This window comes from Mesorhizobium sp. B2-4-13, from assembly GCF_006658535.1.
In the GTDB taxonomy this organism is placed as follows: Bacteria; Pseudomonadota; Alphaproteobacteria; order Rhizobiales; family Rhizobiaceae; genus Mesorhizobium; species Mesorhizobium australicum.
Genome location: NZ_VFVB01000011.1, coordinates 182,023 through 205,273, shown reverse-complemented (window position 1 = coordinate 205,273; position 23,251 = coordinate 182,023). Strand labels below are relative to the sequence as shown.

The following is a 23,251-nucleotide window of genomic DNA, read 5'->3' as shown; positions in this document are numbered from 1 at the left end:
GAAGTCCATAAAGCACGCCCATGAATCCAAGTTGCTCAAGCCCGCAAGCGGGCTTGAGTGGCGGCATGGACTTCTAATCCACGCTTCCATCTGCATTCAGCTACCGAAGGGCGGCCCTCGAGGTCGCCCTTTTCTTTTCGTCTTGAGGCTGGTGTTCCACCGCAGTCAGTTGGGACTAGCGGTCAGACAGCGGTAGTCTCCGCCCGCTGTGCCACCTTGCCGGCGAGCACGGCCTGCTCGATAAGGATGGCCACCTCATCGGCCACTGCGTTGAGCGATGAGCGGTCGCGGGTGGCGCGGGCAATCACCATCAAGCCCTCCAGCGAAGACTCGACCAGCAGCGCCAGCGCCTGCGCGCGACGCTCGGGCACCCCTGCCCTGACGAAAGCCTCACGCAGCAAGCCGATCCACTGTTCGAAGGCAGAGCGGCACAGTTCGACAAGGTCGGGCACGTCGCCTGGCGAGTCCAGCACGACCGGCGCGACCGGGCAGCCGAGTGAGAACTCATTGTCTTCCAGCATGCGTCCCACCGACTGATAGATGTGATGGACGGCGACCGCAGGGTCGCGTTCGGCGGCCAAAGCCTCACCCAGCCGCTCGCTTACCTCGGCGACGCTGGCGCTCGTCACCTCGACGACCAGCTGATCCTTGCCACCTGGGAAGTGGAAATAGAGCGAGCCGCGGGGTGCGCCGCTGGCGCTCAGAATGTCGTTGAGCGAAGTGCCGTGATAGCCGCGCCGCCGCAAAAGCAGTGCCGTCGCCTCGATCATCCGCGTGCGTGTGTCCGTCGCCATGTCAACCTCTGTCAGGAGTGCGCACTATAAGGCTTGCCCGAAATATGACAATCGGTCTACATAGTATGTAAATCGGTCTACATATTTCGGGGCAGATTTGGAGGAGTATCGGCTGGAAGGACGCGACGGCGGCCTCGCTCGAGGATGCGCGCGGAAGCGGTCGCGGTGCTTGCGCCTTCATTTCATCAACCAGAGGAGAGACAGCAATGACAATTCGCGAAGCATCGGCCGAATGGCACGGCCCGCTCAAGGAAGGTTCCGGACGGCTCAGGCTGGGCAGCGGCGTGTTCGAGGGCGCCTACTCGTTCCCGTCCCGCTTCGAAAACGGCCCCGGCACCAATCCGGAGGAACTGATCGCGGCCGCCCATGCCGGCTGCTTCTCGATGGCGCTCACCGCCGTCCTCGGCAGTGAAGGTCATATCGCGAGCGACATCCATACGACCGCCAAGGTGCATCTGGGCGCCACCGCGGCCGGGCCGACGATTACCCGCATTGAATTGGAGACGGAGGCGACCGTCCCCGGGCTCGCCGCCGCCGACTTCGAGCGGCTGGCGCAGTCGGCCAAGGCGGGATGCCTCGTGTCGCGGGCGCTGGCCGGCGTCGCCACGATCACGCTGAAAGCGAACCTCATAAGTCACTGAACGGAAGGAGAAATCGCATGACCCAGGAATTGATCATCGACATCACCACGGCCAGCCGCTCCGGCGAAACGGCTGAAATCATGCGGCGCTACAACGATGTGTTTCAGGGTCACGATCCCTCGGCTCTCGACGATCTGGTGGCGCAGGACTGCGTGATCGAGAACACCACGCCGGCGCCGGACGGCGCGCGCCGCGCCGGCAAGGCAGCCTGCGTCGAGCTGTGGTCGGCGATCGCCACCGCACCCGGTACGCGCTTCGACCTCGAAGAGACTTTCGTGGCCGGCGACCGCGCCACGATCCGCTGGCGCTACTGGATGGCCGACGGCAATTCGCTGCGCGGCGTCAACCTGATGCGCGTCGCGGACGGGCGGATCGTCGAGGCGATGGGTTATGTCAAGGGCTAGACTAAGCGCCTCGATCACCTATCCGCCAGCGCCAGCTTGGCGCCGAGCATGACGAAGGCGCCGGCAAAAGTCCGGCGCATCCAGGTCAGCACCATTGGCCGCGACACGACATGGCTGCGGATCGACGCCGCGAAGATGCCGTAGCCGACAAAAACCACGAAGGTCAAAAACATGAAGACCGAGCTGAGCTCCAGCATCTTCGACAGTGCGTTGGGTTCGGTGGTGCTGACGAATTGCGGCAGGAAGGCGAAGAAGAAGATCGACAGTTTCGGATTGAGCACGTTGACGAGGATGCCGGTGGCGATCACCTTGCCAGCCGAGCGCGGCGCGACATTGTCCTCGACGCTCAGGCCGCCTTTTTCCTTCAGCGTGTTCCAGGCCATGTAGAGCAGATAGGCGACGCCCAGATATTTCAGCGTCTCGAAGGCGACAGCACTGGTGTGCAGCAGCGCCGCCAGACCGGTGATGGCGGCCGCCATATGCGGGATGATGCCGAGCGTGCAGCCAAAGGCGGCAATGATCGAGGCCCGCGCACCACGCGAAAGTCCGGCGCTTAGCGTATAGAGTACGCCGGTGCCCGGCGAAGCCACGACGATCAGCGACGTCAACAGAAATTCGATGCTCACGATGATTTCCTCCGGCGCCCTACCCTGACGCAGCCTAGCCAGCAAGCGGGGTGCGCACAAGCGACAGTCATTACAGCATGTCGCGGCGATAGGATTCGCCGACCCGCTGTAAGCTTCTGATTTTATGCTTGTCGTCGTCCCGGAACCGAGGACGCTTCCGGGCGACATGCATTCGCCGCCAGCAAAGCCGCCGCTAAGAGGTGGAAAATCCGAGCGCCCGGCGCGCCATCAGGCACTCGTCGTCGCCAGGCATGCAGGCGCGGCAGACATCCGGGCGCAGGTCATAGATGGTGCAGGCGGTCGACTTGCCGACCTCGCCAGACAGGGCCGAACAGCGCACGCCGTCACAGCGCATGCCCGACAGGTCTGCCGCCACGTATTTTTCCGGGATGCGGTCGAGCTGCGCATCGTCCTCTGTCGAAAAGCGCGGCCACTCGGCTGAATAGGAACAGCACGCGCCGCAGCTCTGGCAATCGAACATAGGAGCGATGCCTGGTTGTGCCGACGGCAGGCTGGTCGTGGCTGCCTGGGCAAACGGCCCCGGCGCGGCGAGATTGCGATCGGCGTCCCGCGGCAAGGCGCTACTTCTTCTTGCCGGTCTTGCCCTTCGGTGCGTCCGCTGGCGACTTGAACAGATCGGTCGCTGCCTGGTCGGCGGCGGCGGCCTTCGGCGCGGCAACCGGCTTGGCCGGCTTTGCGGCGGGAGCCGGCGCTGCCGGCTGATCCTTGGCGGAGAATTTTATGGCCATTTCAATCCTCGTCGGCGAAACGCGATGATGGTGCGCGCGGATTGCGCAAGCGGCCGATCAACGCGGAAACCGCCGTGATGTTCATTTCCTCGGGCGACCAGTTCCTGGCTTCCGCGATGTGGTGCGCGGCCAGCTCACGATGCGTGCTGCCGCTATAGGCGGCATCCTGATAGGTGACACGCTCATGGGTCTTGGCGTCTTCGCGGACATACTCGATGAGGTAGTTCGGGCACTCGGCCCGGCCGCGCACGCCGACGCGCACCTGGGCATCGCCATGGGCGCGCTTGCAGCGTTCGAGCTTTTCCAGCACGCGCCGGACATATTCGACCGGCCTGTCCAGGGTCTCGACCATGTCGGCGATGGTCGCATCGGCCGCGATTGGCGTTTGCGGTACGCGCTTGGTGGCCATCAGCGTTTTCCGGCTCGTTTCGGCAGCGCCGCGAGTGCCGCGGCCGCCGCCATCTCGTCGGCCTCTTTCTCCAGCCGCAGCTCGCGCAGGCGCGCGGTCTTGGCTTCCCGCGCTTCGCTGACGGCATCGCGCTCGGAAATGATGCGGTTAAGCGACATCGACTGGGTTTGCGTCTTGCTGAACAGCGACACGGCCGGATCGACGGCTGTCTTCGAATGGGCGGTCAAAATCTTTCTCCTGTCAGGAGCCTGGTGCCGATAGGACGAGACCGGTCTTCGGTCGGGACCATGCACAAAGCGATGCGGCAGCGGATTCAAGATGCTGGAGCGTCCCTTAGCACGTTCAGCCCAATGCGCAGCGCATTTTCGGCGGCAACAAGCGTAAAATGAAAAAGGCCAGGCACCGCCTGACCTTCCCTGGGAGCGCCGCGCATCCAACTGGATGCACAAGGCAGCTCCTGATGGGCAGCAGAAGCCGTGGAAACTCAAGTTCCCGTAGCCATGCGCCCGAATTCGCCGTTCACCGGTGCCAGTACATCCGTGGTCACCGGGACGGCTGAATTCTTTCTTCAGGCCGCCTTCAACTGGTCGGCGGACATCTTGCCCGACTTGTTGTCGCGGACCATCTCGTAGCCGAGCTTCTGGCCCTCGACGATGTCGCGCATACCGGCGCGTTCCACGGCCGAGATGTGGACAAAAACGTCGGCGGAGCCGTCGTCAGGTTGAATAAAACCAAAACCCTTGGTGGCGTTGAACCACTTGACTGTGCCGGTGCTCATGACGAACCCTTTCCATGGCAAATATTCGTTCGCCGTCATGCGGATGCACAACGCCGTTTGTCTCGATTTTTGATGTGGGAAGTTCGTCAAAGGCGCGCTCGGAAGCGCGGATAACAAAAGTCAGTCAAACAAATATCGACGACTTTCTTCTACGCGTGTTTCAGACGCCTGTCAAATGTTGCGTCATCGATGCGAGAATTCGACGGCTGGAAGCGCGTCATCTGGCCAACATCCATGGTGAACAAGCGCCCGCACCTGAGCGTTGCCGGCGGCCGCTCAGCGTTCCTGGTCGGTCGGTCTGATGACGATCTCGTTGACGTTGACGCGCGCCGGCTGGCCGATGGCATAGAGGATGGCGGCGGCGACATCCTCGGCGGTCAGCGCTTCCATCGTGGCGAGGCGCTGGTCCAGCCCCGCCTTCGAGGCAGCGTTGGTGATATGGTCGCCAAGCTCTGTGCGCACCAGGCCGGGCTCGATCACGGTGACGCGAACCCTGTCGGCATAGACTTCGCGCCGCAGTGATTCCGAAAAACCGACGACACCAAATTTGGTCGCCGCGTAACCGCTGGCGCCGGGATTGGCGACGCGGCCGGCGACCGACGAGACATTGACGATATGGCCCTTGGCAGCCTTGAGATGCGGCAGCGCCGCCTTGGTGACGCCCATCAGCGCCAACAGGTTGAGTTCCACCATATGGCGCCAGTCATCGAGCGTTGCCTCCGCTGCCGGCGAGAGCAGCATCACGCCGGCATTGTTGACGAGGATGTCTAGCCGACCCCATTCGGCCACCACCTTCCCGACCATGGCCGCGACATCGTCATTGCTGGTGACGTCGGCCTCGATGCGCAAAGCCGTTCCGCCGATTTTTTCGATGCGGGCGGCCAGAGCTTCGAGCCTATCGACCCGACGGGCGGCGACCGCCACCCTTGCCCCGGCAGCAGCCAGTGCCGCAGCCGTCGCCTCGCCAATGCCCGAGGAAGCGCCGGTGACGAGAGCAACCTTGCCGGCAAGCATGGAAGAAACGGTCATTGCAACATCTCCAAAGGGCGCCGCGCCAATGCTCCTAGATAGGCCGTCCTGGTCAACGGGGAAGGCCACTTCGCAGATGGGTCCTATTCATCCGGCCCCGGCTCCGGCCACGGCTCCTTCGCCGCTTCCGCATACCATTGGCGCATGGCCGGCAGCGCGAGGATGGCGTCGACATAGGCCCTGGTATCGGGCGCCAGATCCCCGCCATAGGTGTCGAAGCGGGTGACGACAGGCGCATACATGGCGTCGGCCGCGGTGAAATGGCCGAACAGAAACGGGCCGCCCTTGCCGTGTTTCTCGCGACACTCGCGCCACAGCGCCTCGATGCGGGCGCGTTGCGCCTCGCCCTCGGCGTCGAGTGGCTTGTGGCCCTTTGGCCGCCGCAAATTCATCGGCCAGCCATAGCGGACTTCGCGAAAACCGGAATGCATCTCGGTCGCCGCCGAACGCGCCAGCGCCCGGGCGCCGATATCGGCCGGCCAGAGCTTTTTCTCCGGAAAGAGATCGGCGAGGTATTCAAGGATGGCAAGGGTTTCCCAGACCATTCCGCCAGTGTGGTTCAAGGGCTTGTGAACCAAGACAGGGACTTGACCTGTCGGCGACACGTTCGCCAGGTTGGCGGCGGTTTCGGGGGTGCGCAGCCGCACCAAGACCTCTTCGAACGGTATCTCCAGGTGCCGCATCGCCACCCAGGGCCTGAGCGACCAGGACGAGAAGCACTTGTTGCCGATATAGAGCGTGAATTCCGACATTTGTCCCCCTTGGCGGTTTGCTCCTTGCGGAGTGCGCTGGCCGGCACCCTAGCCTGCCGGCGCGGCGCCCGAAAGACACCCTGTTTCGCCGACATAAGCGGCGGCTGGCGGAACCGAAACCGTGCCGGCTCGTTTGCCAAGGCGAACCAAACCCGGGAGATGCGAAAATGGTGAACAAGGATCAGGTCGCCGGTGCGGCCAAGCAGGTAAAAGGCTCGGTCAAGCAAGCCGCCGGCAAAGTGACCGGCGATAGGCAGACGCAGGCAGAAGGCATGGCCGACAAGGCCACCGGCAAGGTGCAGAAGGCCTATGGCGACGCGAAGGACAAGGTCAAGAAATCGCTTGACCGCTGAGGAAAGGGCCGCGTCGAGCGGCCCTTTTCACGTCTTCAGCGATTTGCTGAAAGCGGTGGTGAAAACCACGGCGCCATGATCGTCGCCGGCTTCGCCCAGCACGACGTCCAGGCTGTCGCTGGTGACACGTGCCAAGGCGAAGCCGCCCATATAGGCGGCTTTCGGCTTGAAGAGATCGAGGCCGTCGCGTTGATAGATCATCGGCACCTCGTGCTGGTGACCGTGGAAGACGGCAACGACGTTGTAACCCTTCAGGGCGGCCAGCAAGGCCTGGCGGTCCGCATCGCTCCACCAATGCGGCGCGCCCTTGCCGTCATCGTCGAATGCTCTCTTGGCGGGGTCCCACCGTTCTATCGAAAAAGTATCCCAGCCATAGTGCTGGAACAGGATGACCGGGCGCCCATCCGCCGCATAAGTTGCGAGGTCCTGCTTGAGCCAAGGCAGGCTGCTGTCGGCGCCATGGCCGGTGTCGCCGGCGAAGCGATGGGTCTGCACCAGATGCAGGCCACCCCAGTCCCAGGAATAGCAGTCAGTGTCGACGTCGTAGCTGGTGGCCGGCACCGGCGGCTTGAAGAACACGCCGGCGCGATGATTGACCTCGACATAGTCGCGCATTTCACGCCGGTACCAGTCGACATGGTGCGGCGGGCCGTTCTGATCGAGGTCGTGATTGCCGAGCCCGACATAAACCGGAATGTGTACACGGTCGGGGCCCATGCCTTGCTGATAGCGCTGGCTGAACTGCAGAAGCTGGGTGCCTTCGCTGGGCTCGGTGATTTGGCCGCCGCCATCGTCGGTGATGTCACCGCCAACGACAAGGCCGAGCGGCGTGCCGATGCGGCTGCCGGCCGGCCGCAGGCCCGTGGCGATGCCGTTGATCCGCGCCGGCCAATCCTTGTCACCGATGGCGTTCAACGCCGCGACGTTGCGCAGCAGCGCCGCGTCCGTCTTGCCTTCCAACTTGCAATTAGGGCTCAAGCCGCTCGCCATGCGGCAGGCATGGACGTCGGCGACGAACAGGAAGGTGGCGTCGACGGGCTGGATGCGCTGTCCGGTCTGGCCGAGCGCCGGACGCGAAAGCGTACCGGCAGCCGCAAGACCGGCGGCCTGCACCAGAAAGCCGCGTCGTGAGAACAATAGGGGCGGAAGGCGATTCATCATCGGCGGAATTCAGCACAAGCGGCGTCTGTCCGTCCAGTTGGTTGAGACATCGGCCGGCTGTGGCCTGCCTGCCTCAAATGCCGCCGTACCGGCGCAGCACCCTGCGACGTCGCCGCGCCACCGGCTCGCCCTGCGATGATGCCGCTTGCGAGGCGCTCCGCTCCAGCGCCGCTAGGCAATCGCGCAACGGGCCGGCGTCCTGCGCCGTCTTGGCCATCGACATGGCGCCGGAATAGGCGGCGACCGCAAACACCGCAAAATGCTCGGGATCCGTGCCTTGCTCCCTGCCCTCCCGCTGGTCGGCCCTGATCTTGTCGGCGATCGCTTGGCGCCATGCCGAAAAGACGCCGGCAAGGGCATTCCGAAATTCGGGATCGGCGAGCGACAGTTCATGGGCCAGATTGTTGAGGGGGCAGCCGCGCACGAAACCTTGCCGTTCCAGTTCCGCCGCCACGGCGTCGAACACTTGACGCACGCCCTCGCGGGCCGAAGCCGCCTGCCGCACCGGCGCGATCCACGTCTCCTCGACCGCCGCCGCCACGCGCTCGTCGATGACCGCCAGCGCCAGCGCCTTCTTGGTCGGGAAGTGATGATGCAACGCGCCACCGCTGACGCCTGCCGCCGCCATCAGGTCGCCGAGGCTGGAAGCATGATAGCCGCGTGCCTGAAACGCTGCCTCGGCGACATCGAGCACTTTGCGGCGCATGCCTTCGGGGTCGTTGATGCGTTTGCCTCGGACTCGCCCTGGCCGGGTGTTGAGCTCTGCTGACATTGTAAAAGGATAGCATGTTGACAAAACAGGGCAACCGGTCTGTTTATAAACAGGACGATCAACCTGTTTTGGAGAACCCGCGGATGAGCCCGATCCCGAATGCCACGCCTAAGCCGGCGGTACTCGCCTCGCCGATCGTCGAATTGCGGCAGTACACGTTGAAGCCTGGCCGGCGCGAAACGTTGATCGATATCTTCGACACGCAGTTCATCGAAAGCCAGGAAGACGCGGGGATGACCATCATCGGCCAGTTCCGCGACCTGGACCGCCCCGATATGTTCGTCTGGATGCGCGGTTTCGAGAGCATGGATGCGCGCAAGGATGCTCTGAGCGCGTTCTATGACGGCCCGGTATGGGCGGCGCACCGCGACGCGGCCAACGCGACGATGATCGATTCCGACGATGTGCTGCTGCTGCGGCCGGCGTGGCCGGATGCCGGCTTCGATCTGTCGGGATTGCGCCGGCCAATGGCCGACATGGCCAAAAGCACAAGCGAACGAAGCGGGTTGCCCGGCCTGGTTGAGATTTCGATTCATCATTTGCGGCCGGGCATCGGCGCCGACTTCGCCGGGCGCATCCGGGCGGAGATGATTGCGCGGCTTGCCCAGACCGGCGCGCGTCTGCTTGGCGCCTTCCTGACGGAGCCGGCCGCAAACACCTTCCCGCGGCTACCCGTGCGCGCCGGCGAAAACGTCTTTATCACCGTTGCCGGCTTCCCCGACGGCGATGCCCACGCCAGCCATCACCTCGCCGCTTCGCCGGCGTGGCAGGCACTTGGCCAGAACATGCAGGGCATTAGCACTAAGCCGGCCGAAACGTTGCGGCTGGTGCCCACGGCCCGATCGCTGTTGCGGTGATCAGCGGCCGGACAGCAGTCCCGCCATCGCGGAGGCGATGAAGGCCGGGTCCTCCCAATGGGGATTGTGACCGCAATTTTGCGCCCAGACGAGACGGGATCCGGTCAGCGCGTCGGCCAAGGCCTGCTGGTGCGGCTCGTCGAATAGCGGATCGCAGGCGCCGGCGATGATCAGTGCCTTGGCCCGCACGGCCCGTGCCTCGGCGGTCAGGTCGGTGATGCGGACTTCCTCCAGAATGGCACGCCAGCGGGCCGCAGGCATGGCGGAAGCTTCCGTCGCCAGGCCCGCGAGGAACGTCCGCGGCACCGAGGTTTGGCACGCATGCCACCAGGCAAAGAACGGGTCGGCCGGCGATATCGGATCGTGCAAGGCCAGGATGCCGACCGGCAACGCATGGTCCGGCGTGAAGCCGGGCTTCAGCGTGCTGGCCAGCACGACCAGGCCTCCGATCAAGTCCGGCTGCCGGGCGGCCAATGCAATTGCCACCATGCCGCCCAGCGAATGACCGACGACGATAGGCCGGTCCACCCGCAGATGCCGGATCAACCCGGCAATATCCTCGGCGAAATCAGCGACGCGGTAGCCGCCGCCCGCCTGCGAGGCACCATGGCCGCGCAGATCGGGCATGATCAGCCGGCGGCCAGCCAGATGCGGCGCCAGCAGCGAAAAGCTGCGGCTGGTGTCGGTGAAACCATGGATCAGCAACAGCGGCGGCCCGGCACCGGCGATCTCGACATAGGCGATGTCGAGATCGCCGATATTGACCCATTGCTTGCGACCAGCCCAGGCGTTCTGTTCCACACAGGTGATGGACAAAGCGTCCGGCGGTCTCACAGGCCGAGCTTCTCCTTGACGGCGGCAAGACCAGGCTTGCCATCGAAAGTCGTGACACCGGCGAGCCAGGCATCGAGACGGTTCTTGTTCAGCGTGATCGCCTTCAGCGCCCCGTCCTCTGGCTTCATGCCGTCATTGATGAGGTAGCCCATGCCGACATTCTCGAAATCGATGTCGAAGACGAGATTCCCGAGGAACTGCGCCACGTTAGGACATTCCTGCAGGTAGCCCTTGCGGACCTGCGTCGTCACCGTCGCGGCGCCGAAATTCGGGCCAAAGAACTTGTCGCCGCCGGTCAGATACTTGAAGTCGTACATGGTGTTCATCGGATGCGGCGCCCAGCCCTGGAAGACGATGAACTGCTTCTCCTTGATCTCGTAGCCGACCTCCGACAGCATGCCGGCTTCGCTGGACTCGACCACGTGCCAGCCATCGAGGCCGAAGGCCGGATCGGCGATGGCGTCCATCATCAGCTGGTTGGAGCCGGGCTCGATGCCATACATCTTCTTGCCGAACTTGTCGGCGAACTTGCGCAGGTCGGAGACGTCCTTGACCCCTGCCTCCCAGACATAGGTCGGGACTGCGAACGTGTATTTGGCGCCGACGAGATTGACACGCACATTCTCGATCGAGCCGTCCTTCTTGTAGGGTTCGTAATAGGTGACCATCGCCGGGTCCCAGTAACCCAGGAACAGGTCGAGATCCCGGTTCTTCATGCCTTCGTAGATGACGTTGATGCCCAGCACCTCGCTCTGTGGCTGATAGCCGAGCGCTTGCAGAAGCACATTGCCCACACCCGTGGTGAAAGCGAGATCGTTCCAGCCGGGCTCGGCCATGCGGACCACACGGCATTGCTCGGCGTCGGCCGCCAGGGCAGCCTGCGAGGCCAACGCCAGCGCGGCCAGACAGCTTGCAAGGATACGCACCATTTCCGTTCTCCTTATTGTGTTGACCCATCGGTCTTTTTATTGTCCCATGGGTCAATGATTGATCTCGCGGGGCGAAAATGTCAACATGGATTCGTGAGGCATGGAACAATCTCGTGAAACTGAAACGCCTTGGCGACATACGCCGAAAGGAATTGCGCCAGGCGGCCTTCGCGGTTCTGGAGCGCGAAGGCATTGCGGGGGCGACGCTGGAAAAAGTCGCCGCCCATGCAGGCGCCTCCAAAGGCATCGTGCTGCACTATTTCCGCAACAAGCAGGAATTGTTCGAGCACGCCATGCGCGAGGCCAACGCAGTCCTATGCAACGCGGTGGTCGCAAGGCTTCGCCGGGCGCGGACTTCGATGGAACGCCTGGACGCGGTGATCGAGGGCAATTTCGAGGAGCATCTCTTCCTGCCGCCTCTATGCCATGCCTGGCTTTCGCTCTGCGCCGAGGTGCCGCGCGATGAAAAGCTGGCGCGCATCCAGAAGGTGATCCATGGGCGCATGCGCTCGAATCTGTTGTCCGGCCTGCGCGGCCTCGCCTCACCCAACGAGGCCGACGACATCGCGCTTGGCGTCACGGCCTTGATCGACGGACTCTGGCTTCGGCTCGGCCTGCAGCCGGGCAGCGTCTCGCGCGAACAGGCGATCCGGCAGGTCAAGGGCTATGTCGCCGCGCGGCTGGCTACTCAGGAGCGCTCCACCGCCAGCGCGTGAAACCGACCCGCACGTCATCCGGTTTTCGCGCTGCGACGGGTCTCAGGCCAGCCGTCGGGCGCTCGCGCCGGACGCCGGCCGAAGTTCATACCCTGGGATAGCCTGATGACTTGACCCCGTCACGGACATGCGGTGCGATCCCTCTGTTTGATGGCAAACGCATGGTGATGTGCGTGATGAGGCTTCAGGGCAAGCGGACGTTGATCACCGGCGGATCGGACGGCATCGGCCTGGCGATCGCCGAGGCATTCCTGAACGAGGGTGCCGATGTCCTGATCGTCGGCCGCGACGCGGGCAAACTCGACACCGCTCGCCAGAAGCTGACGGCCCTCGGCTCGACAGGCATGGTGGCGACATTGTCGGCCGACCTCGCCACCAGCCCCGGCCTCGCAGCGGTCGTCGAGCAGGCGAAAGAATCCGGCCGGCCACTCGACGTTCTCGTCAACAATGCCGGTGTCGCCTATCTCGTGCCGTTCGAGAGTGTCAGCGAGGCACAGTTCCAGCAATCTTTCGCGCTCAATGTGACGGCGGCGTTCTTCCTCACCCAGGGGCTGCTGCCGCATCTCGGTGCAGATGCATCCGTCATCAACATCTCCTCCTATTTCGCCAACAAGATGATCCCGAAACGGCCATCAAGCCTCTACTCCCTGTCCAAAGGCGCGTTGAACTCGCTGACCAAATCGCTGGCCTTCGAACTCGGTCCGCGCGGCATCCGCGTCAACGCAATCGCACCCGGTACGGTGGATACGGCAATGCGGCGCAAGACCGTCGACAACCTGCCGGCCGAGGCACAGGCGGAACTGAAAGCCTATGTCGAGCGCAGCTATCCTCTCGGCCGCATCGGCCGGCCTGACGACCTCGCCGGGATGGCGGTCTATCTCGCCAGCGACGAGGCTGGCTGGACCAGTGGCGGCATCTTTGCCGTCGACGGCGGCTACACGGCGGGGTGAACTGCCTGGCCGCTATGGCGCGGCAACTTCACCAGCGGCGCTTTCCACAAATCCAAGAGCGCCCACAACGTCCAGGATCTGAAGGCGAATCCAGCGATGAGGGGGCTCGTCGTCTCGGCGTGCGTGCCAGTACATCCTGATTTCAGGAACGGCAATGGGAAGTGGCGGCTCGAAGATGGCGAGAGGCAGGGTCTTGGCTGCCCAAACCGCGAACTGCCTGGGAACCGCGGAAAGGTAGTTTCCGTTTGCGACGGCCAACGCGACAGCCTGAAAGTGAGGCAGTGCCAAGCTCACACGGCGGCTTCGCCCGATTTTGCGGAGCGCCTCGTCGGTGGAGCCCGACATCGAGCCGTCAATAGAGCGAAGAACGTGCGGCAGTTCGCAAAAAAGCTCAAGCGGAATAGGCTCGCCCCCTGCGATCCCCGCCAGTCTGATCGCAGCATTGTTTTGCGCCGCAATGATTGCGAATGGCGAATGGAACAGCGGTACGCTGGAGACCCAATCCAAGACCTCCAGCGGACGTTCGAGAGCCACATCGATTTCATCGTCCTGGAGCAGACGCGAAACATCGCCTCGCGCGCTATCGAGAAACCGTAACGACGCATGCGGCGCGATAGCCGCGACGCGCACCGCCAGTGTCGGCATCAGTAGCATGGAAAAGAAGTCCGCCCCCATGAGCGTGAAGGTTCGCTCAAGTTCCGCCGGATTGAACGAATGCGCCGAATGAAAGGCGCGTTCGATCTCGCGCAGTGCGGCGCGCACCGGCTCCGTCAGGCTTTCGGCGCGCGGGGTCGGCACCATGTCGTTGCCGCGCCGCACGAACAACTGGTCGTTGAGGACATGACGCAGGCGATTGAGCGCGGCGCTCACGGCGGGCTGGCTCAGCCCGATCTGCTCGCCGGCGCGCGTCACGCTTCGTTCGCGCAAAAGCGCGTCGAGCACCCTGACCAGATTGAGGTCGAGCGCATTTAAATTCATGGCATCAATCCGCCCCATACGATCATTGGATTTCCATCGGCGGCATGCACCTGATCAGATCCTTCCGACCGCGACCCGTCCGAAGGCAACAAAGGAGGAAGAACCATGACAATGACCGTCGGGACCATTACAGGCAAGGAACTCTTCTGGTTCAACAACACACTGGTTGCCATTCGGATATCGTCGGCGGAGGGCGAGGACGGCATCTGTGTCGTCGAGCACCGCATGCCCCATGGCGATTCTCCGCCGCTGCATGTGCATCAGCACGAAGACGAGGTGTTTCATATCCTAGAAGGACAGCTGCGCGTTCGGATCGACGGACAGGAGCGGGTCGCTGGTACCGGCGAGACCCTCATTGCGCCGAAAGGCCTGCCGCACACATACAGGGTCGAATCTCCAGAAGGTGCGCGCGCTCTGACCGTCACGCGCGGCCGCGGGTTCGAGACGATGCTGCGTCAGGCGAGCCGCCCCGCCGGACAGCCGGAATTGCCGCCGCTGTCCGAGCCGACGCCCGAGATGATCGAGGCTCTGGTGCGGATCTGCGCGGAAAATGGCATCGATATTGTCGGTTCGCCCTTGAGTTGAGAACGCGAAGCCGCCGATCTCTCCTCCAAGGGTTCCTGTCGGGAGATCGGAAGCATCTTCAACCGATTTGCATCCGCAGCCGCGTTATTCTCCGCTTGAAGCCATTTGTGCAACGCGATACGCCGTTGCCCAAATCGACAGACCGGAGCCTTGCCGTGAGCACGCCAAAGACGAGAACCGAAACCGACACGTTCGGCCCCATCGAGGTCGCCGCCGACCGTTATTGGGGCGCCCAGGCGCAGCGTTCCCTCGGCAATTTCAAGATCGGCTGGGAAAAGCAGCCGGTTTCGATCGTGCGCGCGCTGGGCATCGTCAAGCGGGCGGCGGCGGAAGCCAACATGGAGCTCAAACGGCTCGATCCGGCCATCGGCAAGGCGATCATCGAGGCCTCGCAAGAGGTCATCGACGGCAAGCTCAACGACCACTTTCCGCTGGTGGTCTGGCAGACCGGCTCGGGCACGCAGTCCAACATGAACGCCAACGAGGTGATCTCGAACCGCGCGATCGAGATGCTGGGCGGCGTCATGGGCTCGAAGAAGCCGGTGCACCCCAACGACCACGTCAATATGAGCCAGTCCTCGAACGACACCTATCCGACGGCCATGCACATCGCCTGCGCCGAGCGGATCGAGCATGACCTGATCCCCGCGCTGCACCACCTGTACAAGGCGCTCGCCGCCAAGAGCCGGGACTTCAACCACATCATCAAGATCGGCCGTACCCACACGCAGGACGCCACGCCGCTGACGCTGGGCCAGGAATTCTCCGGCTATGCCGCGCAGGTCGCCTCCTCGATCAAGCGCATCGAGCAGACGCTGCCCGGCCTGCAGGAATTGGCGCAGGGCGGCACCGCCGTCGGCACCGGCCTCAATGCGCCGGTCGGTTTCGCCGAGCGGGTGGCCGATCGCATCGCCGCCATTACCGGCATCGCTTTCGTCACCGCGCCGAACAAGTTCGAGGCGCTCGCCGCACATGATTCCATGGTGTTCTCGCACGGTGCCATCAATGCCGCGGCCGCGGCACTGTTCAAGATCGCCAACGACATCCGTTTCCTTGGCTCCGGCCCGCGCTCGGGCCTCGGCGAATTGTCGCTGCCGGAAAACGAACCCGGCTCCTCGATCATGCCGGGCAAGGTCAACCCTACCCAGTGCGAGGCGATGACGCAGGTCTGCGTGCAGGTGTTCGGCAACAATGCGGCGCTGACCTTCGCCGGCAGCCAGGGCCATTTCGAGCTCAACGTCTACAATCCGCTGATGGCGTACAATTTCCTGCAGTCGGTGCAGTTGCTCGCCGACGCTTCGGTCTCCTTCACCGACAATTGCGTCGTCGGCATCGAGGCGCGAGAGGACAACATCAAGGCGGCACTCGACCGTTCGCTGATGCTGGTGACCGCGCTTGCGCCAACCATTGGCTACGACAACGCCGCCAAGATCGCCAAGACCGCGCACAAGAAAGGCACGACGTTGCGCGAGGAAACGTTGGCAACCGGACTGGTCAGCGAGGCCGACTATGACCGCCTGGTGCGGCCGCAGGACATGACGCATCCGGGGTGAAGGCAATTGTCGACGGGAGAATATCCTCACGCCAGCACATCGACACGAATTTCCGTTTTTCACCGGTTCACAGAAACGTATGCTCTGTGAACAATGTGTCGCCGGATAGGCGGCTTTGGTGAACAGTTGGCATGCTCTATCTGACGGGGCATCAACCCCATTCGGAGAGCCACCATGTCCACAAACACTTCCTTCGCCGGCAGCGGCACCGCGTCCAACAGCTCTGTCACCATCCTCATCGGCCGCATCCTGCTCGCGGTCATTTTCCTGCTTTCTGGATTCGGCAAGCTCACAGCCATTTCCGGCACCGCCGCCTATTTCGGCGGCCTCGGCCTGCCGGCGCCGACGGCGACGGCCGTCATCGTCGGACTGATCGAGCTGCTTGGCGGCCTTGCCGTCCTCGTCGGTTTCCAGACCAGGATCGCCGCCTGGGTGCTCGCGATCTTTACGATCGCGACCGGGCTGGTCGCCCACACCGGCTGGGCCGACCAGATGCAGATGATCCAGTTCCTCAAGAACGTCGCCATCACCGGCGGTTTCCTGCTGCTGGCCTCCTCGGGTCCCGGCGCGTATTCGATCGACGCCAAGCGCGGCTGAGGTTTTTTCCTCCCAAGGATCTGAAACGAGCGGCGCGGAATTTTCCGCGCCGCTTTTTTCGTTATGTGATCACAGGGGTACAGCACGTCGCGGCAAATAGATTCGTCCGAGCTGCTGTAAGCTTCTGGTTTTATGCATGTCGTTGTCCCGGAACCAAGGACACTCCCGGGCGACATGCATTAGACTGCAATGGTCGCCGGCGACCGTGCCGGCAAGGGAGGGAGCCATGGGTCGCAGTGCATTGCTTCTGGTTTCGCGGCTGCTGTTTGCCGTGCTGTTCGTGCCGTCCGGCTTCCAGGCGCTCGCCAACATCGCCGGCACCACCAGCTATTTCGCCGGCCTCGGCCTGCCGCTGCCGGCGCTCGCCGCCTGGGGCACCGGCCTTTTCGAGCTGATCGCGGGACTGCTGATCCTCGTTGGTTTGCAGACGCGGATCGTCGCACTGCTGCTGGCCGGCTTCTGCATCGCGGCCGGCTATATCGGCCATTATGGCCAAGGCGCCGGTGACGCGACGCTCGCCTTCCTGCACCAGCAGATGCTGATGAAGGACATCGCGATATCGGGCGGTTTCCTGGCGCTTGCCATGGCCGGCGCCGGCGCATGGTCGGCCGATGGGCGCGGCTTCGGCATAGGCGCCGACGCGACTTGACTACTTCGCCGACACGCTCTGCCCGCCCTCGACCGCCAGCACCAGGCGGCGGTTGGTGATGCGCGCCAGTTGCGCCAGCCGGCCGGCCGGGCGCTCGCCGTATAGGTCGGAGAGCGAGGCCGGCAGCACCAGCGCCAGCGCGCCGTTGGGGCGGCTTTCCCATTTCAGCCTCGGCATGATGCCAGGCATCGCGGCCGTCAGCAGATAGACGACGCGCATCATCGCTGCCAGTACGCGGGCGCGCTCCAGCAGGCGCGGCGGCGCCAGCGCCCTGATTTCGGGCGCCACCAATTCATTGAAAACGCCATCATGACGGTAGGCGTTGGTCAGCGCCAGGTAGGCGCGGCCGGGATGATCGACACCGATGAACGAGGCATGCGCAATGATGTTGAGCGACTGCTTGCCGCGATATTCCGGATGAGCGCGCCAGCCGATATCGGCGAGCAGGCAGGCGGCGTGGCGATAGCGCGCTTCGTCTTCCGTCTCGTCGATGCCGAACGCCTTGAAGGCCTTGCCGGTCCATTCGACAAGGTCATGCGCGTGATGGACCGAACGCGAGCGCAGAAGCGCAAGCTCCTCGGCGGCCGAGATCAGCGGATCGGCCTTCTGCTCGGCCGCGTCGAGCAGCGAATAGAGGAAACCCTCACGCACGCCTTGCGCCGAAACGACGATCCTGGACGGCTGCATCGCCGTCATGATCTCCTGCAGCACGAGAGCGCCATAGGGCAGCAGCGAGCGGCGGTTCTTGGAGACACCCTCGATGCCCCTCACCTTTTCGACTTCGCCCCTGGCCACCTGCTTGAGGAAGTTCTGCGCGCTTTCGGCCGATATTTCGTAGTGATGCATGACGCCGAGCGGGTAGTTGTTCATCTCCATATGCAGCCTGGCGAGGTTTCGCCAGGTGCCGCCAACAGCGTAGAAAGTCCTGCCTTGTCCGCCCTTCAAAAGCTTGGCCCGGGCCAGTTCCTGGCGCGCGATCTTCTGCGCCTGGACGAGCGAGTTCTTCGCCATGTCCTGCAGGCGCAGGCCGCCGAGCGGCAGCGTGATGCCGTCGCCGATCGCCTCGCCATCAATGTCTATAAGCTCCAGGCTGCCGCCGCCAAGGTCGCCGGCAATGCCGTTGGCCGGGTGGAAGCCTGAGATGACGCCGAGCGCGGAATAATGCGCTTCCTGGCGGCCGGAGAGCACACGGATTTCGGTCTTGAGCACATCCTCGGCACGATGGATGAAATCGGGACCGTTGATCGCCTCGCGGGCGGCGGCGGTTGCCAGCACGTACATGTGTTCGGCGCCTGCCTGGTCGGAGAGCGCGCGGAAACGGCGAAACTCCTCCATCGAGCGCGCCACCCCCTCGGGGTCCAGCTTCCCCGTCGACACGATGCCGCGGCCGAGGCCGGCCAGCATCTTTTCGTTGAACAGCATGGTCGGCGAGCGCGCCAGCCCCTCATAGACGACGAGACGGATCGAATTGGAGCCGATGTCGATGATGGACAGCGGTCGGCGGTCCTGCAGCCGGCCCTGGGAATTGGACAGCATCAGGTGGCGGCGTTCTTCTTGCGGCGCTTGAACTGGGCGATTCGCTTGGGCGCATGCGATTTCAGCGCGTCACCCCGTCCCGACAGGCTCGGATTGGTCATGAAATATTCCTGCGCGTTGAACGGTTCCTCACCCTCCTCCAGCACCACGCGCCGGGAGGTTCCATCTGCCAATACGTCGAAACTTTGCTGATTGTCCATGATGTTGCCCAGCATGATCTGGCCCAGAATCTGTTCATGCACAGTTGGATTGGTGATCGGCACCATGGTCTCGACGCGGCGGTCGAGATTGCGCGGCATGAGGTCGGCCGAGGAGATGTAGACGATCGCCTCGTCCGAAGGAAGGCCATGACCGTTGCCGAAGCAATAGATGCGGCTGTGCTCCAGGAACCGGCCGACGATCGACTTGACCCTGATGTTTTCCGACAGGCCCGGCACCTGCGGCCGCAGGCAGCATATGCCGCGCACGACGAGGTCGATCTCCACTCCGGCGCGGCTGGCATCGTAGAGCGCGTCGATGATGATGGGATCGACGAGCGCGTTCATCTTCATCCAGATACGCGCCGGCCGTCCCTCCAACGCATGGGTGACCTCGTCCGAAATGTGCTGAAGGATGCGGTTCCTCAGCGTGAACGGCGAGATCGCCAGCCGCATCTCCGCGGTCGGCTCGGCATAGCCGGTGATGAAATTGAACAATTGGGCGACGTCGCGGGCGATCGTCGGATCGGTGGTGAAGAAGGACAGGTCGGTGTAGATGCGCGCGGTGACCGGGTGGTAGTTGCCGGTGCCGAGATGGACGTAATTGCGCAGCTTGCCGTCCTCGCGCCGCACCACCAGCGACATCTTGGCGTGGGTCTTGAGTTCCAGGAACCCGAACACGACCTGCACGCCGGCGCGTTCGAGATCGCGCGCCCAGCGAATGTTGGCCTCCTCATCGAAACGCGCCTTGAGCTCGACCAGCGCCGTTACCGACTTGCCGGCTTCGGCCGCGTCGACCAGAGCACGCACGATCGGGCTGTCGTTGGAGGTGCGATAGAGCGTCTGCTTGATCGCCACCACTTCGGGGTCGGCCATCGCCTGGCGCAGGAACTGCACCACCACGTCGAACGACTCATAGGGGTGATGGACGACGATGTCCTTCTCGCGAATGGCGGCGAAACAGTCGCCGCCATGCTCACGGATGCGCTCGGGAAAGCGTGGGTTGTAGGGGATGAATTTCAGGTCGTCGCGGGGAACGGAGACGATCTCGGAGATCTGGCTGAGTGCCAGCGGCCCGGTGAGCACGCTGATGCGGCTCGACGAGACGCCAAGCTCGCCGGCGACGAAATCGCGCAATTCCCCAGGCATCAGCTTGTCGAATTCGATGCGGATGACGGAGCCGCGGCGGCGGCGCTTCAGCGCCGTTTCGAACAGGCGCACGAGATCTTCCGATTCCTCTTCGACCTCGATGTCGCTGTCACGAATGATGCGGAACGTGCCGGAGCCCTTGACCTCGTAGCCGGGGAAGAGCTTGCCGATGTAGAGGCCGACCGCCTCCTCCAGCGGAATGAAGCGGACATGGTGCTTGCGGTCCGGCAGGCGGATGAAGCGCTTCAGCGCCACCGGCAGGCGCAAGAGCGCGCTCATCTCCTCGCCATTCTTGCGATGGCGAAGTTGCAGCGCCATCGAGAAGCCGAGATTGGGAATGAACGGGAACGGATGCGCCGGGTCGATCGACAGCGGGGTCAGCACGGGAAACACCTGCTCCTGGAAATGGTCTTCCAGCCAGACCTTCTCGTCCTTGGTCAGCGCGTCGCGGGTGATGGTTTCGATGCCTTCCTTGTTGAGCAGCACCGTGAGGGCCGACAGGCTCTTCTGCTGGTCCTCCTGCAGCCGCTCGACCTCACGCAGCAATTGTTCGAGCTGCTGTTCGGGAGTGCGTCCGTCCGGGCTCTTCAGCACGATCCCCTCGCGCACCTGGCCGGCAAGACCGGCGACGCGCACCATGAAGAACTCGTCGAGATTGGCGGCCGAGATCGACAGGAAGCGGACGCGCTCCAGCAGCGGGTGATGGGTGTTCAGCGATTCCTCGAGAACGCGGCGATTGAACTGCAGCCAGGAGAATTCGCGGTTGACGAAGCGGTCCGGATTGCCTTCCGGGCTCGCTGCCGCGACATTGTTGAATTCGCTCTGTACCGGCTTCAGTTCGTTCATGATTCCTGCTCTTCCGCGCGCCTCAGCCGGTTAACCGGCTTAACTTATCCTGTGGCAGGCTTTTGCGACAGTTCTCTGACAGGCTTTTGCGACAGTTTGATTTCATCGAACTTGCAAACAGACTTGATATGATCCAGATGCAGAGAGACTGCGTTAAGGAGACGACGATGGCAGGCGGTTCCATTCCCCATTTCCAGAACGATGCGGGCCACCCGGCGATCGACATCGGAGTCAAGGAATTCATGTGCACGGGCGCCAACCCGCCTTTCGACCATCCGCATGTTTTTCTCGACATGGGCGACGACAATGAGAAAGTCTGCCCCTACTGCTCGACCCTCTATCGCTATTCGCCGAAGCTGAAGGCGACCGAAACGCTGCCGGCGGGCTGCCTCTACATCGACCAGGCCGCCTGACCTTCCGATCATGAGCTCGACGCGGTCCCGGCAGGTCATGATCGCCGGGGCTGGCATCGCCGGGCTGACAGCGGCGATTGCCTTTGCCGAACGCGGCTATTCCGTGAGGGTGTTCGAACAGGCGCAGCGTCTCGAAGCGGCGGGCGCCGGCATCCAGCTCTCTCCTAACGCGACCCGCATCCTTCGCCAGCTTGGCGTGCTCGACACGCTTCTTGCCAATGCCGTCCAGCCGGAAGCCGTGGTGCTGAAGGACGCCGCGAGCCTGCGCCAACTGGCACGCGTGCCGCTTGGCGGAGCCGGCGAGGAACGCTGGGGGGCGCCCTATCTCGTGGCGCACCGGGCGGATCTGCAAGACGCCCTGATGGCGCGCGTTGCGCAACTGCCCGACATCCATCTCACCACCGGCGCGCAGATCAGCAGCGTGGCCTCCGGTTCATTCGTTATCACCACGACAGACGGGGTCGGCCGCAAGGTCATCGATACCCAAGGATCTCTGCTGGTCGGCGCCGATGGCGTCTGGTCAGCGGTGCGGAGGTTTGCCAGTCCAGGCAGCGGAGCCGGCTTGGCGAACAGCCATTTCTCCGGCGAACTGGCCTGGCGGGCGACGGTGAGCGCAGACAACGAGGCGGGGCGAGCCTTCACCGCGATCGGCTCCCCTGACTGCGTCACCACCTTCCTGCATCCCGGCTTTCATTTGGTCGCCTACCCCGTGAGCAGGGGTAGCGCCTTCAACCTTGCCGCCTTCACCCGGGGCGAGCGCATCGCCGACGGGTGGTCACGCCACGCCGATCCCGCCATCCTTTCAGGCGCCATGCGCCGCTCCGCGCCGGCGCTGGCGCGTTTGGTGGAACTCGCTGGCCCGTGGACCGCCTTTCCTATCCACACGGTCGAACAGCGACGCTGGACCATGCCCGAAGGCATCGCGCTAATCGGCGACGCCGCGCATGCCATGACGCCGTTCGCGGCGCAAGGTGCTGCCATGGCGATCGAGGACGCGGCTACGCTTGCCGATTTGATCGCCGACTTCCCTGGCGACCTGACGCAAAGCCTCGTCATCTGGGAGAACCTGCGGCGGTCGCGCATCGCCAAGGTCATCCGTCGCGGCGCGCTCAACCGGCTTGCCTGGCATGCCCGAGGCCCGGTGGCGTTGGCCCGCAATCTGTTTCTGGCGGCACGACCGGGAGAGAAGCTCGCAGCCGATCTGGACTGGCTTTACGGGTGGGAGCAGCAGCGGATCACCCGTCGCTGAAAGGAGCCAGCGGCAAAGCTAATTATACAGCCGCATCGACAGCCCAAGCGAAACCGGCAGCGGGTTCCACCAACCGGTGCGCAGGCCGGCGGTGCGCAGTGCCGCCGCCGTCCAGGTATTGCAGCCGATCAGCGCATTGAAATGGCCATTGGCCTCATAAAAGCGATCGAAATTGGAGTAGGCGGCATCATCGATGACGATCGGACCGTTCGGCCCCTCCTGAAAGCTCGCTTCGACGAAATCGAGCAATGCGGCAAAACGGTCTTCGCCCACGTCGAAGCCCGCGACATCGGGGTGCGGCTCGGGAATGTTGCCGGCGACGTCGACATGCATCACGGACGCATCGAGCGTCAAAGCCTTGATTGCGGGCAGCGCCTTCAATTGCGACCATGTCGGCGTTTCCAGGTAGAAGGCGCGCCCACCCCAGCCGAAGACGAGGTAGCGCACTTCGGGCGCGTCCGAAGGCAGGCCGGCATCGGCAAGAAAACGAAAGCGCCGGCGCACCTCGTCGTCCACGGGAATGGCGATGCCGGTGTGGATCGGATTTTTCAGCACCAATATGTGCCTGATGCCCTCGCCCGCCGCCGCTGCCGGCCAGAGCGGGCGCGGCACCAGCGTGCCGAGCACCACGGCGAGCACCAGTGCTGCAACCAGCATGGCCAGGAAACGCAGGAGTTTTCTCATCGGTGCGGCTTCGCGATTCCGTCGCGGCTCAATGAAGAAGATCATTCTCCGATCGGCCAGA

Annotated in this window: 29 protein-coding genes; 12 read left to right on the top strand and 17 right to left on the bottom strand. The window is 63.6% G+C overall.

The genetic code is table 11. From position 1 onward, the window contains the following. Positions 1 to 182: 182 nt before the first annotated feature. The gene (locus tag FJ936_RS26015) at positions 183 to 794 is read right to left on the bottom strand and encodes a TetR/AcrR family transcriptional regulator (protein WP_140790507.1); all 612 of its coding nucleotides are present in this window, start codon (positions 792 to 794) and stop codon (positions 183 to 185) included. Positions 795 to 1,000: 206 nt separating this feature from the next. On the opposite strand from FJ936_RS26015, the gene FJ936_RS26010 reads away from it, so the two are divergent. Next, positions 1,001 to 1,435, top strand: a complete 435-nt coding sequence (locus FJ936_RS26010) for an OsmC family protein (RefSeq protein WP_140726224.1) — start codon at positions 1,001 to 1,003, stop codon at positions 1,433 to 1,435. Between the two features lie 17 nt (positions 1,436 to 1,452). After that, on the top strand, positions 1,453 to 1,839 hold the full coding sequence (locus FJ936_RS26005) for a nuclear transport factor 2 family protein (protein WP_140790509.1): 387 nt from the start codon (positions 1,453 to 1,455) through the stop codon (positions 1,837 to 1,839). A gap of 14 nt (positions 1,840 to 1,853) precedes the next feature. On the opposite strand, the gene FJ936_RS26000 is transcribed toward FJ936_RS26005, so the two are convergent. From FJ936_RS26000 to FJ936_RS25965, 8 genes are all read right to left on the bottom strand, one after another. After that, positions 1,854 to 2,465, bottom strand: a complete 612-nt coding sequence (locus tag FJ936_RS26000) for a LysE family translocator (RefSeq protein WP_015318392.1) — start codon at positions 2,463 to 2,465, stop codon at positions 1,854 to 1,856. 193 nt (positions 2,466 to 2,658) lie between these two features. Next, positions 2,659 to 2,946: a YkgJ family cysteine cluster protein gene (locus FJ936_RS25995; RefSeq protein ID WP_015318393.1), complete on the bottom strand. Its 288-nt coding sequence runs from the start codon at positions 2,944 to 2,946 to the stop codon at positions 2,659 to 2,661. A 100-nt stretch (positions 2,947 to 3,046) separates the two neighbouring features. Further along, a complete protein-coding gene (locus FJ936_RS25990) occupies positions 3,047 to 3,214 on the bottom strand; it encodes a hypothetical protein (protein ID WP_015318394.1) in 168 nt (55 codons plus the stop codon). 1 nt (position 3,215) lies between these two features. Then, positions 3,216 to 3,623: a hypothetical protein gene (locus tag FJ936_RS25985; RefSeq protein WP_015318395.1), complete on the bottom strand. Its 408-nt coding sequence runs from the start codon at positions 3,621 to 3,623 to the stop codon at positions 3,216 to 3,218. Further along, entirely contained in the window at positions 3,623 to 3,850 is a 228-nt protein-coding gene (locus FJ936_RS25980; protein WP_015318396.1) for a hypothetical protein, read from the bottom strand. Before FJ936_RS25980 ends, FJ936_RS25985 begins: the two co-directional genes overlap by 1 nt. 341 nt (positions 3,851 to 4,191) lie before the next feature. Further along, positions 4,192 to 4,401 (bottom strand): cold-shock protein, encoded by a 210-nt coding sequence (locus FJ936_RS25975; RefSeq protein WP_010915421.1) that lies wholly within the window; start codon positions 4,399 to 4,401, stop codon positions 4,192 to 4,194. 276 nt (positions 4,402 to 4,677) lie between these two features. Further along, positions 4,678 to 5,430, bottom strand: coding sequence for an SDR family NAD(P)-dependent oxidoreductase (locus FJ936_RS25970; RefSeq protein WP_140790511.1), 753 nt, complete (start codon positions 5,428 to 5,430; stop codon positions 4,678 to 4,680). Between the two features lie 83 nt (positions 5,431 to 5,513). Beyond that, a complete protein-coding gene (locus FJ936_RS25965) occupies positions 5,514 to 6,182 on the bottom strand; it encodes a glutathione S-transferase family protein (protein ID WP_140717601.1) in 669 nt (222 codons plus the stop codon). Between the two features lie 167 nt (positions 6,183 to 6,349). On the opposite strand from FJ936_RS25965, the gene FJ936_RS25960 reads away from it, so the two are divergent. Continuing rightward, positions 6,350 to 6,535, top strand: coding sequence for a CsbD family protein (locus tag FJ936_RS25960; RefSeq protein ID WP_015318399.1), 186 nt, complete (start codon positions 6,350 to 6,352; stop codon positions 6,533 to 6,535). A gap of 27 nt (positions 6,536 to 6,562) precedes the next feature. Here FJ936_RS25960 and FJ936_RS25955 read toward each other — a convergent pair whose 3' ends face one another. Together FJ936_RS25955 and FJ936_RS25950 are read right to left on the bottom strand one after the other, a co-directional pair. After that, the gene (locus tag FJ936_RS25955) at positions 6,563 to 7,696 is read right to left on the bottom strand and encodes a metallophosphoesterase (RefSeq protein ID WP_140790513.1); all 1,134 of its coding nucleotides are present in this window, start codon (positions 7,694 to 7,696) and stop codon (positions 6,563 to 6,565) included. Positions 7,697 to 7,769: 73 nt separating this feature from the next. Beyond that, positions 7,770 to 8,402, bottom strand: a complete 633-nt coding sequence (locus tag FJ936_RS25950) for a TetR/AcrR family transcriptional regulator (RefSeq protein ID WP_181171284.1) — start codon at positions 8,400 to 8,402, stop codon at positions 7,770 to 7,772. Between the two features lie 149 nt (positions 8,403 to 8,551). Here FJ936_RS25950 and FJ936_RS25945 point away from each other — a divergent pair, with 149 nt between their 5' ends. Further along, a complete protein-coding gene (locus tag FJ936_RS25945; RefSeq protein ID WP_140790517.1) occupies positions 8,552 to 9,325 on the top strand; it encodes an NIPSNAP family protein in 774 nt (257 codons plus the stop codon). On the opposite strand, the gene FJ936_RS25940 is transcribed toward FJ936_RS25945, so the two are convergent. Together FJ936_RS25940 and choX are read right to left on the bottom strand one after the other, a co-directional pair. Continuing rightward, the gene (locus FJ936_RS25940; protein ID WP_246680531.1) at positions 9,326 to 10,159 is read right to left on the bottom strand and encodes an alpha/beta hydrolase; all 834 of its coding nucleotides are present in this window, start codon (positions 10,157 to 10,159) and stop codon (positions 9,326 to 9,328) included. It lies immediately after the preceding gene. Then, positions 10,156 to 11,088: a choline ABC transporter substrate-binding protein gene (choX, locus tag FJ936_RS25935; protein ID WP_140790519.1), complete on the bottom strand. Its 933-nt coding sequence runs from the start codon at positions 11,086 to 11,088 to the stop codon at positions 10,156 to 10,158. The genes FJ936_RS25940 and choX overlap by 4 nt, the downstream gene beginning before the upstream one ends. Positions 11,089 to 11,165: 77 nt before the next feature. Between choX and betI the strand changes: the two genes are divergently transcribed. Further along, a complete protein-coding gene (betI, locus tag FJ936_RS25930) occupies positions 11,166 to 11,804 on the top strand; it encodes a transcriptional regulator BetI (RefSeq protein ID WP_015318400.1) in 639 nt (212 codons plus the stop codon). A gap of 176 nt (positions 11,805 to 11,980) precedes the next feature. After that, a complete protein-coding gene (locus FJ936_RS25925) occupies positions 11,981 to 12,754 on the top strand; it encodes an SDR family oxidoreductase (RefSeq protein WP_140790606.1) in 774 nt (257 codons plus the stop codon). A gap of 12 nt (positions 12,755 to 12,766) precedes the next feature. Here FJ936_RS25925 and FJ936_RS25920 read toward each other — a convergent pair whose 3' ends face one another. Beyond that, positions 12,767 to 13,732 (bottom strand): LysR family transcriptional regulator, encoded by a 966-nt coding sequence (locus tag FJ936_RS25920; protein WP_015318402.1) that lies wholly within the window; start codon positions 13,730 to 13,732, stop codon positions 12,767 to 12,769. Positions 13,733 to 13,837: 105 nt separating this feature from the next. Between FJ936_RS25920 and FJ936_RS25915 the strand changes: the two genes are divergently transcribed. The 4 genes from FJ936_RS25915 to FJ936_RS25900 all read left to right on the top strand — a co-directional run bounded on the left by FJ936_RS25915 (position 13,838) and on the right by FJ936_RS25900 (position 17,116). Further along, on the top strand, positions 13,838 to 14,317 hold the full coding sequence (locus tag FJ936_RS25915; RefSeq protein WP_140790521.1) for a cupin domain-containing protein: 480 nt from the start codon (positions 13,838 to 13,840) through the stop codon (positions 14,315 to 14,317). 155 nt (positions 14,318 to 14,472) lie between these two features. Continuing rightward, positions 14,473 to 15,870: a class II fumarate hydratase gene (fumC, locus tag FJ936_RS25910; RefSeq protein WP_140790523.1), complete on the top strand. Its 1,398-nt coding sequence runs from the start codon at positions 14,473 to 14,475 to the stop codon at positions 15,868 to 15,870. A gap of 174 nt (positions 15,871 to 16,044) precedes the next feature. After that, positions 16,045 to 16,467 carry a DoxX family protein gene (locus FJ936_RS25905; RefSeq protein ID WP_140790525.1) on the top strand — a complete coding sequence of 141 codons (423 nt, stop codon included), beginning with the start codon at positions 16,045 to 16,047 and terminating at the stop codon, positions 16,465 to 16,467. A 226-nt stretch (positions 16,468 to 16,693) separates the two neighbouring features. Further along, on the top strand, positions 16,694 to 17,116 hold the full coding sequence (locus FJ936_RS25900; protein ID WP_141907138.1) for a DoxX family protein: 423 nt from the start codon (positions 16,694 to 16,696) through the stop codon (positions 17,114 to 17,116). Here the strand turns inward: FJ936_RS25900 and ppx are convergent, their stop codons facing one another. After that, positions 17,117 to 18,652 (bottom strand): exopolyphosphatase, encoded by a 1,536-nt coding sequence (ppx, locus tag FJ936_RS25895; RefSeq protein ID WP_015318407.1) that lies wholly within the window; start codon positions 18,650 to 18,652, stop codon positions 17,117 to 17,119. Next, positions 18,652 to 20,844: an RNA degradosome polyphosphate kinase gene (locus tag FJ936_RS25890; protein WP_140726247.1), complete on the bottom strand. Its 2,193-nt coding sequence runs from the start codon at positions 20,842 to 20,844 to the stop codon at positions 18,652 to 18,654. Before FJ936_RS25890 ends, ppx begins: the two co-directional genes overlap by 1 nt. A 167-nt stretch (positions 20,845 to 21,011) precedes the next feature. Here FJ936_RS25890 and FJ936_RS25885 point away from each other — a divergent pair, with 167 nt between their 5' ends. Continuing rightward, complete coding sequence (locus FJ936_RS25885) at positions 21,012 to 21,257, top strand: zinc-finger domain-containing protein (protein ID WP_015318409.1); 246 nt, start codon at positions 21,012 to 21,014, stop codon at positions 21,255 to 21,257. A gap of 10 nt (positions 21,258 to 21,267) precedes the next feature. After that, entirely contained in the window at positions 21,268 to 22,506 is a 1,239-nt protein-coding gene (locus FJ936_RS25880) for an FAD-dependent monooxygenase (protein WP_140790530.1), read from the top strand. 18 nt (positions 22,507 to 22,524) lie between these two features. On the opposite strand, the gene FJ936_RS25875 is transcribed toward FJ936_RS25880, so the two are convergent. Then, complete coding sequence (locus tag FJ936_RS25875) at positions 22,525 to 23,190, bottom strand: TIGR02117 family protein (RefSeq protein ID WP_140790532.1); 666 nt, start codon at positions 23,188 to 23,190, stop codon at positions 22,525 to 22,527. Positions 23,191 to 23,251 lie beyond the last annotated feature (61 nt).

Coding starts and splice junctions, on each gene's coding strand:
- FJ936_RS26015 (WP_140790507.1), bottom strand. CDS start 794: ATGGCGACGGACACACGCACGCGGATGATCGAGGCGACGGCACTGCTT.
- FJ936_RS26010 (WP_140726224.1), top strand. CDS start 1,001: ATGACAATTCGCGAAGCATCGGCCGAATGGCACGGCCCGCTCAAGGAA.
- FJ936_RS26005 (WP_140790509.1), top strand. CDS start 1,453: ATGACCCAGGAATTGATCATCGACATCACCACGGCCAGCCGCTCCGGC.
- FJ936_RS25995 (WP_015318393.1), bottom strand. CDS start 2,946: ATGTTCGATTGCCAGAGCTGCGGCGCGTGCTGTTCCTATTCAGCCGAG.
- FJ936_RS25990 (WP_015318394.1), bottom strand. CDS start 3,214: ATGGCCATAAAATTCTCCGCCAAGGATCAGCCGGCAGCGCCGGCTCCC.
- FJ936_RS25985 (WP_015318395.1), bottom strand. CDS start 3,623: ATGGCCACCAAGCGCGTACCGCAAACGCCAATCGCGGCCGATGCGACC.
- FJ936_RS25975 (WP_010915421.1), bottom strand. CDS start 4,401: ATGAGCACCGGCACAGTCAAGTGGTTCAACGCCACCAAGGGTTTTGGT.
- FJ936_RS25970 (WP_140790511.1), bottom strand. CDS start 5,430: ATGACCGTTTCTTCCATGCTTGCCGGCAAGGTTGCTCTCGTCACCGGC.
- FJ936_RS25965 (WP_140717601.1), bottom strand. CDS start 6,182: ATGTCGGAATTCACGCTCTATATCGGCAACAAGTGCTTCTCGTCCTGG.
- FJ936_RS25960 (WP_015318399.1), top strand. CDS start 6,350: ATGGTGAACAAGGATCAGGTCGCCGGTGCGGCCAAGCAGGTAAAAGGC.
- FJ936_RS25955 (WP_140790513.1), bottom strand. CDS start 7,696: ATGATGAATCGCCTTCCGCCCCTATTGTTCTCACGACGCGGCTTTCTG.
- FJ936_RS25950 (WP_181171284.1), bottom strand. CDS start 8,402: ATGCGCCGCAAAGTGCTCGATGTCGCCGAGGCAGCGTTTCAGGCACGC.
- FJ936_RS25945 (WP_140790517.1), top strand. CDS start 8,552: ATGAGCCCGATCCCGAATGCCACGCCTAAGCCGGCGGTACTCGCCTCG.
- choX (WP_140790519.1), bottom strand. CDS start 11,088: ATGGTGCGTATCCTTGCAAGCTGTCTGGCCGCGCTGGCGTTGGCCTCG.
- betI (WP_015318400.1), top strand. CDS start 11,166: ATGTCAACATGGATTCGTGAGGCATGGAACAATCTCGTGAAACTGAAA.
- FJ936_RS25925 (WP_140790606.1), top strand. CDS start 11,981: ATGAGGCTTCAGGGCAAGCGGACGTTGATCACCGGCGGATCGGACGGC.
- FJ936_RS25920 (WP_015318402.1), bottom strand. CDS start 13,732: ATGAATTTAAATGCGCTCGACCTCAATCTGGTCAGGGTGCTCGACGCG.
- FJ936_RS25915 (WP_140790521.1), top strand. CDS start 13,838: ATGACAATGACCGTCGGGACCATTACAGGCAAGGAACTCTTCTGGTTC.
- FJ936_RS25905 (WP_140790525.1), top strand. CDS start 16,045: ATGTCCACAAACACTTCCTTCGCCGGCAGCGGCACCGCGTCCAACAGC.
- FJ936_RS25900 (WP_141907138.1), top strand. CDS start 16,694: ATGGGTCGCAGTGCATTGCTTCTGGTTTCGCGGCTGCTGTTTGCCGTG.
- ppx (WP_015318407.1), bottom strand. CDS start 18,652: ATGCTGTCCAATTCCCAGGGCCGGCTGCAGGACCGCCGACCGCTGTCC.
- FJ936_RS25890 (WP_140726247.1), bottom strand. CDS start 20,844: ATGAACGAACTGAAGCCGGTACAGAGCGAATTCAACAATGTCGCGGCA.
- FJ936_RS25885 (WP_015318409.1), top strand. CDS start 21,012: ATGGCAGGCGGTTCCATTCCCCATTTCCAGAACGATGCGGGCCACCCG.
- FJ936_RS25880 (WP_140790530.1), top strand. CDS start 21,268: ATGAGCTCGACGCGGTCCCGGCAGGTCATGATCGCCGGGGCTGGCATC.
- FJ936_RS25875 (WP_140790532.1), bottom strand. CDS start 23,190: ATGAGAAAACTCCTGCGTTTCCTGGCCATGCTGGTTGCAGCACTGGTG.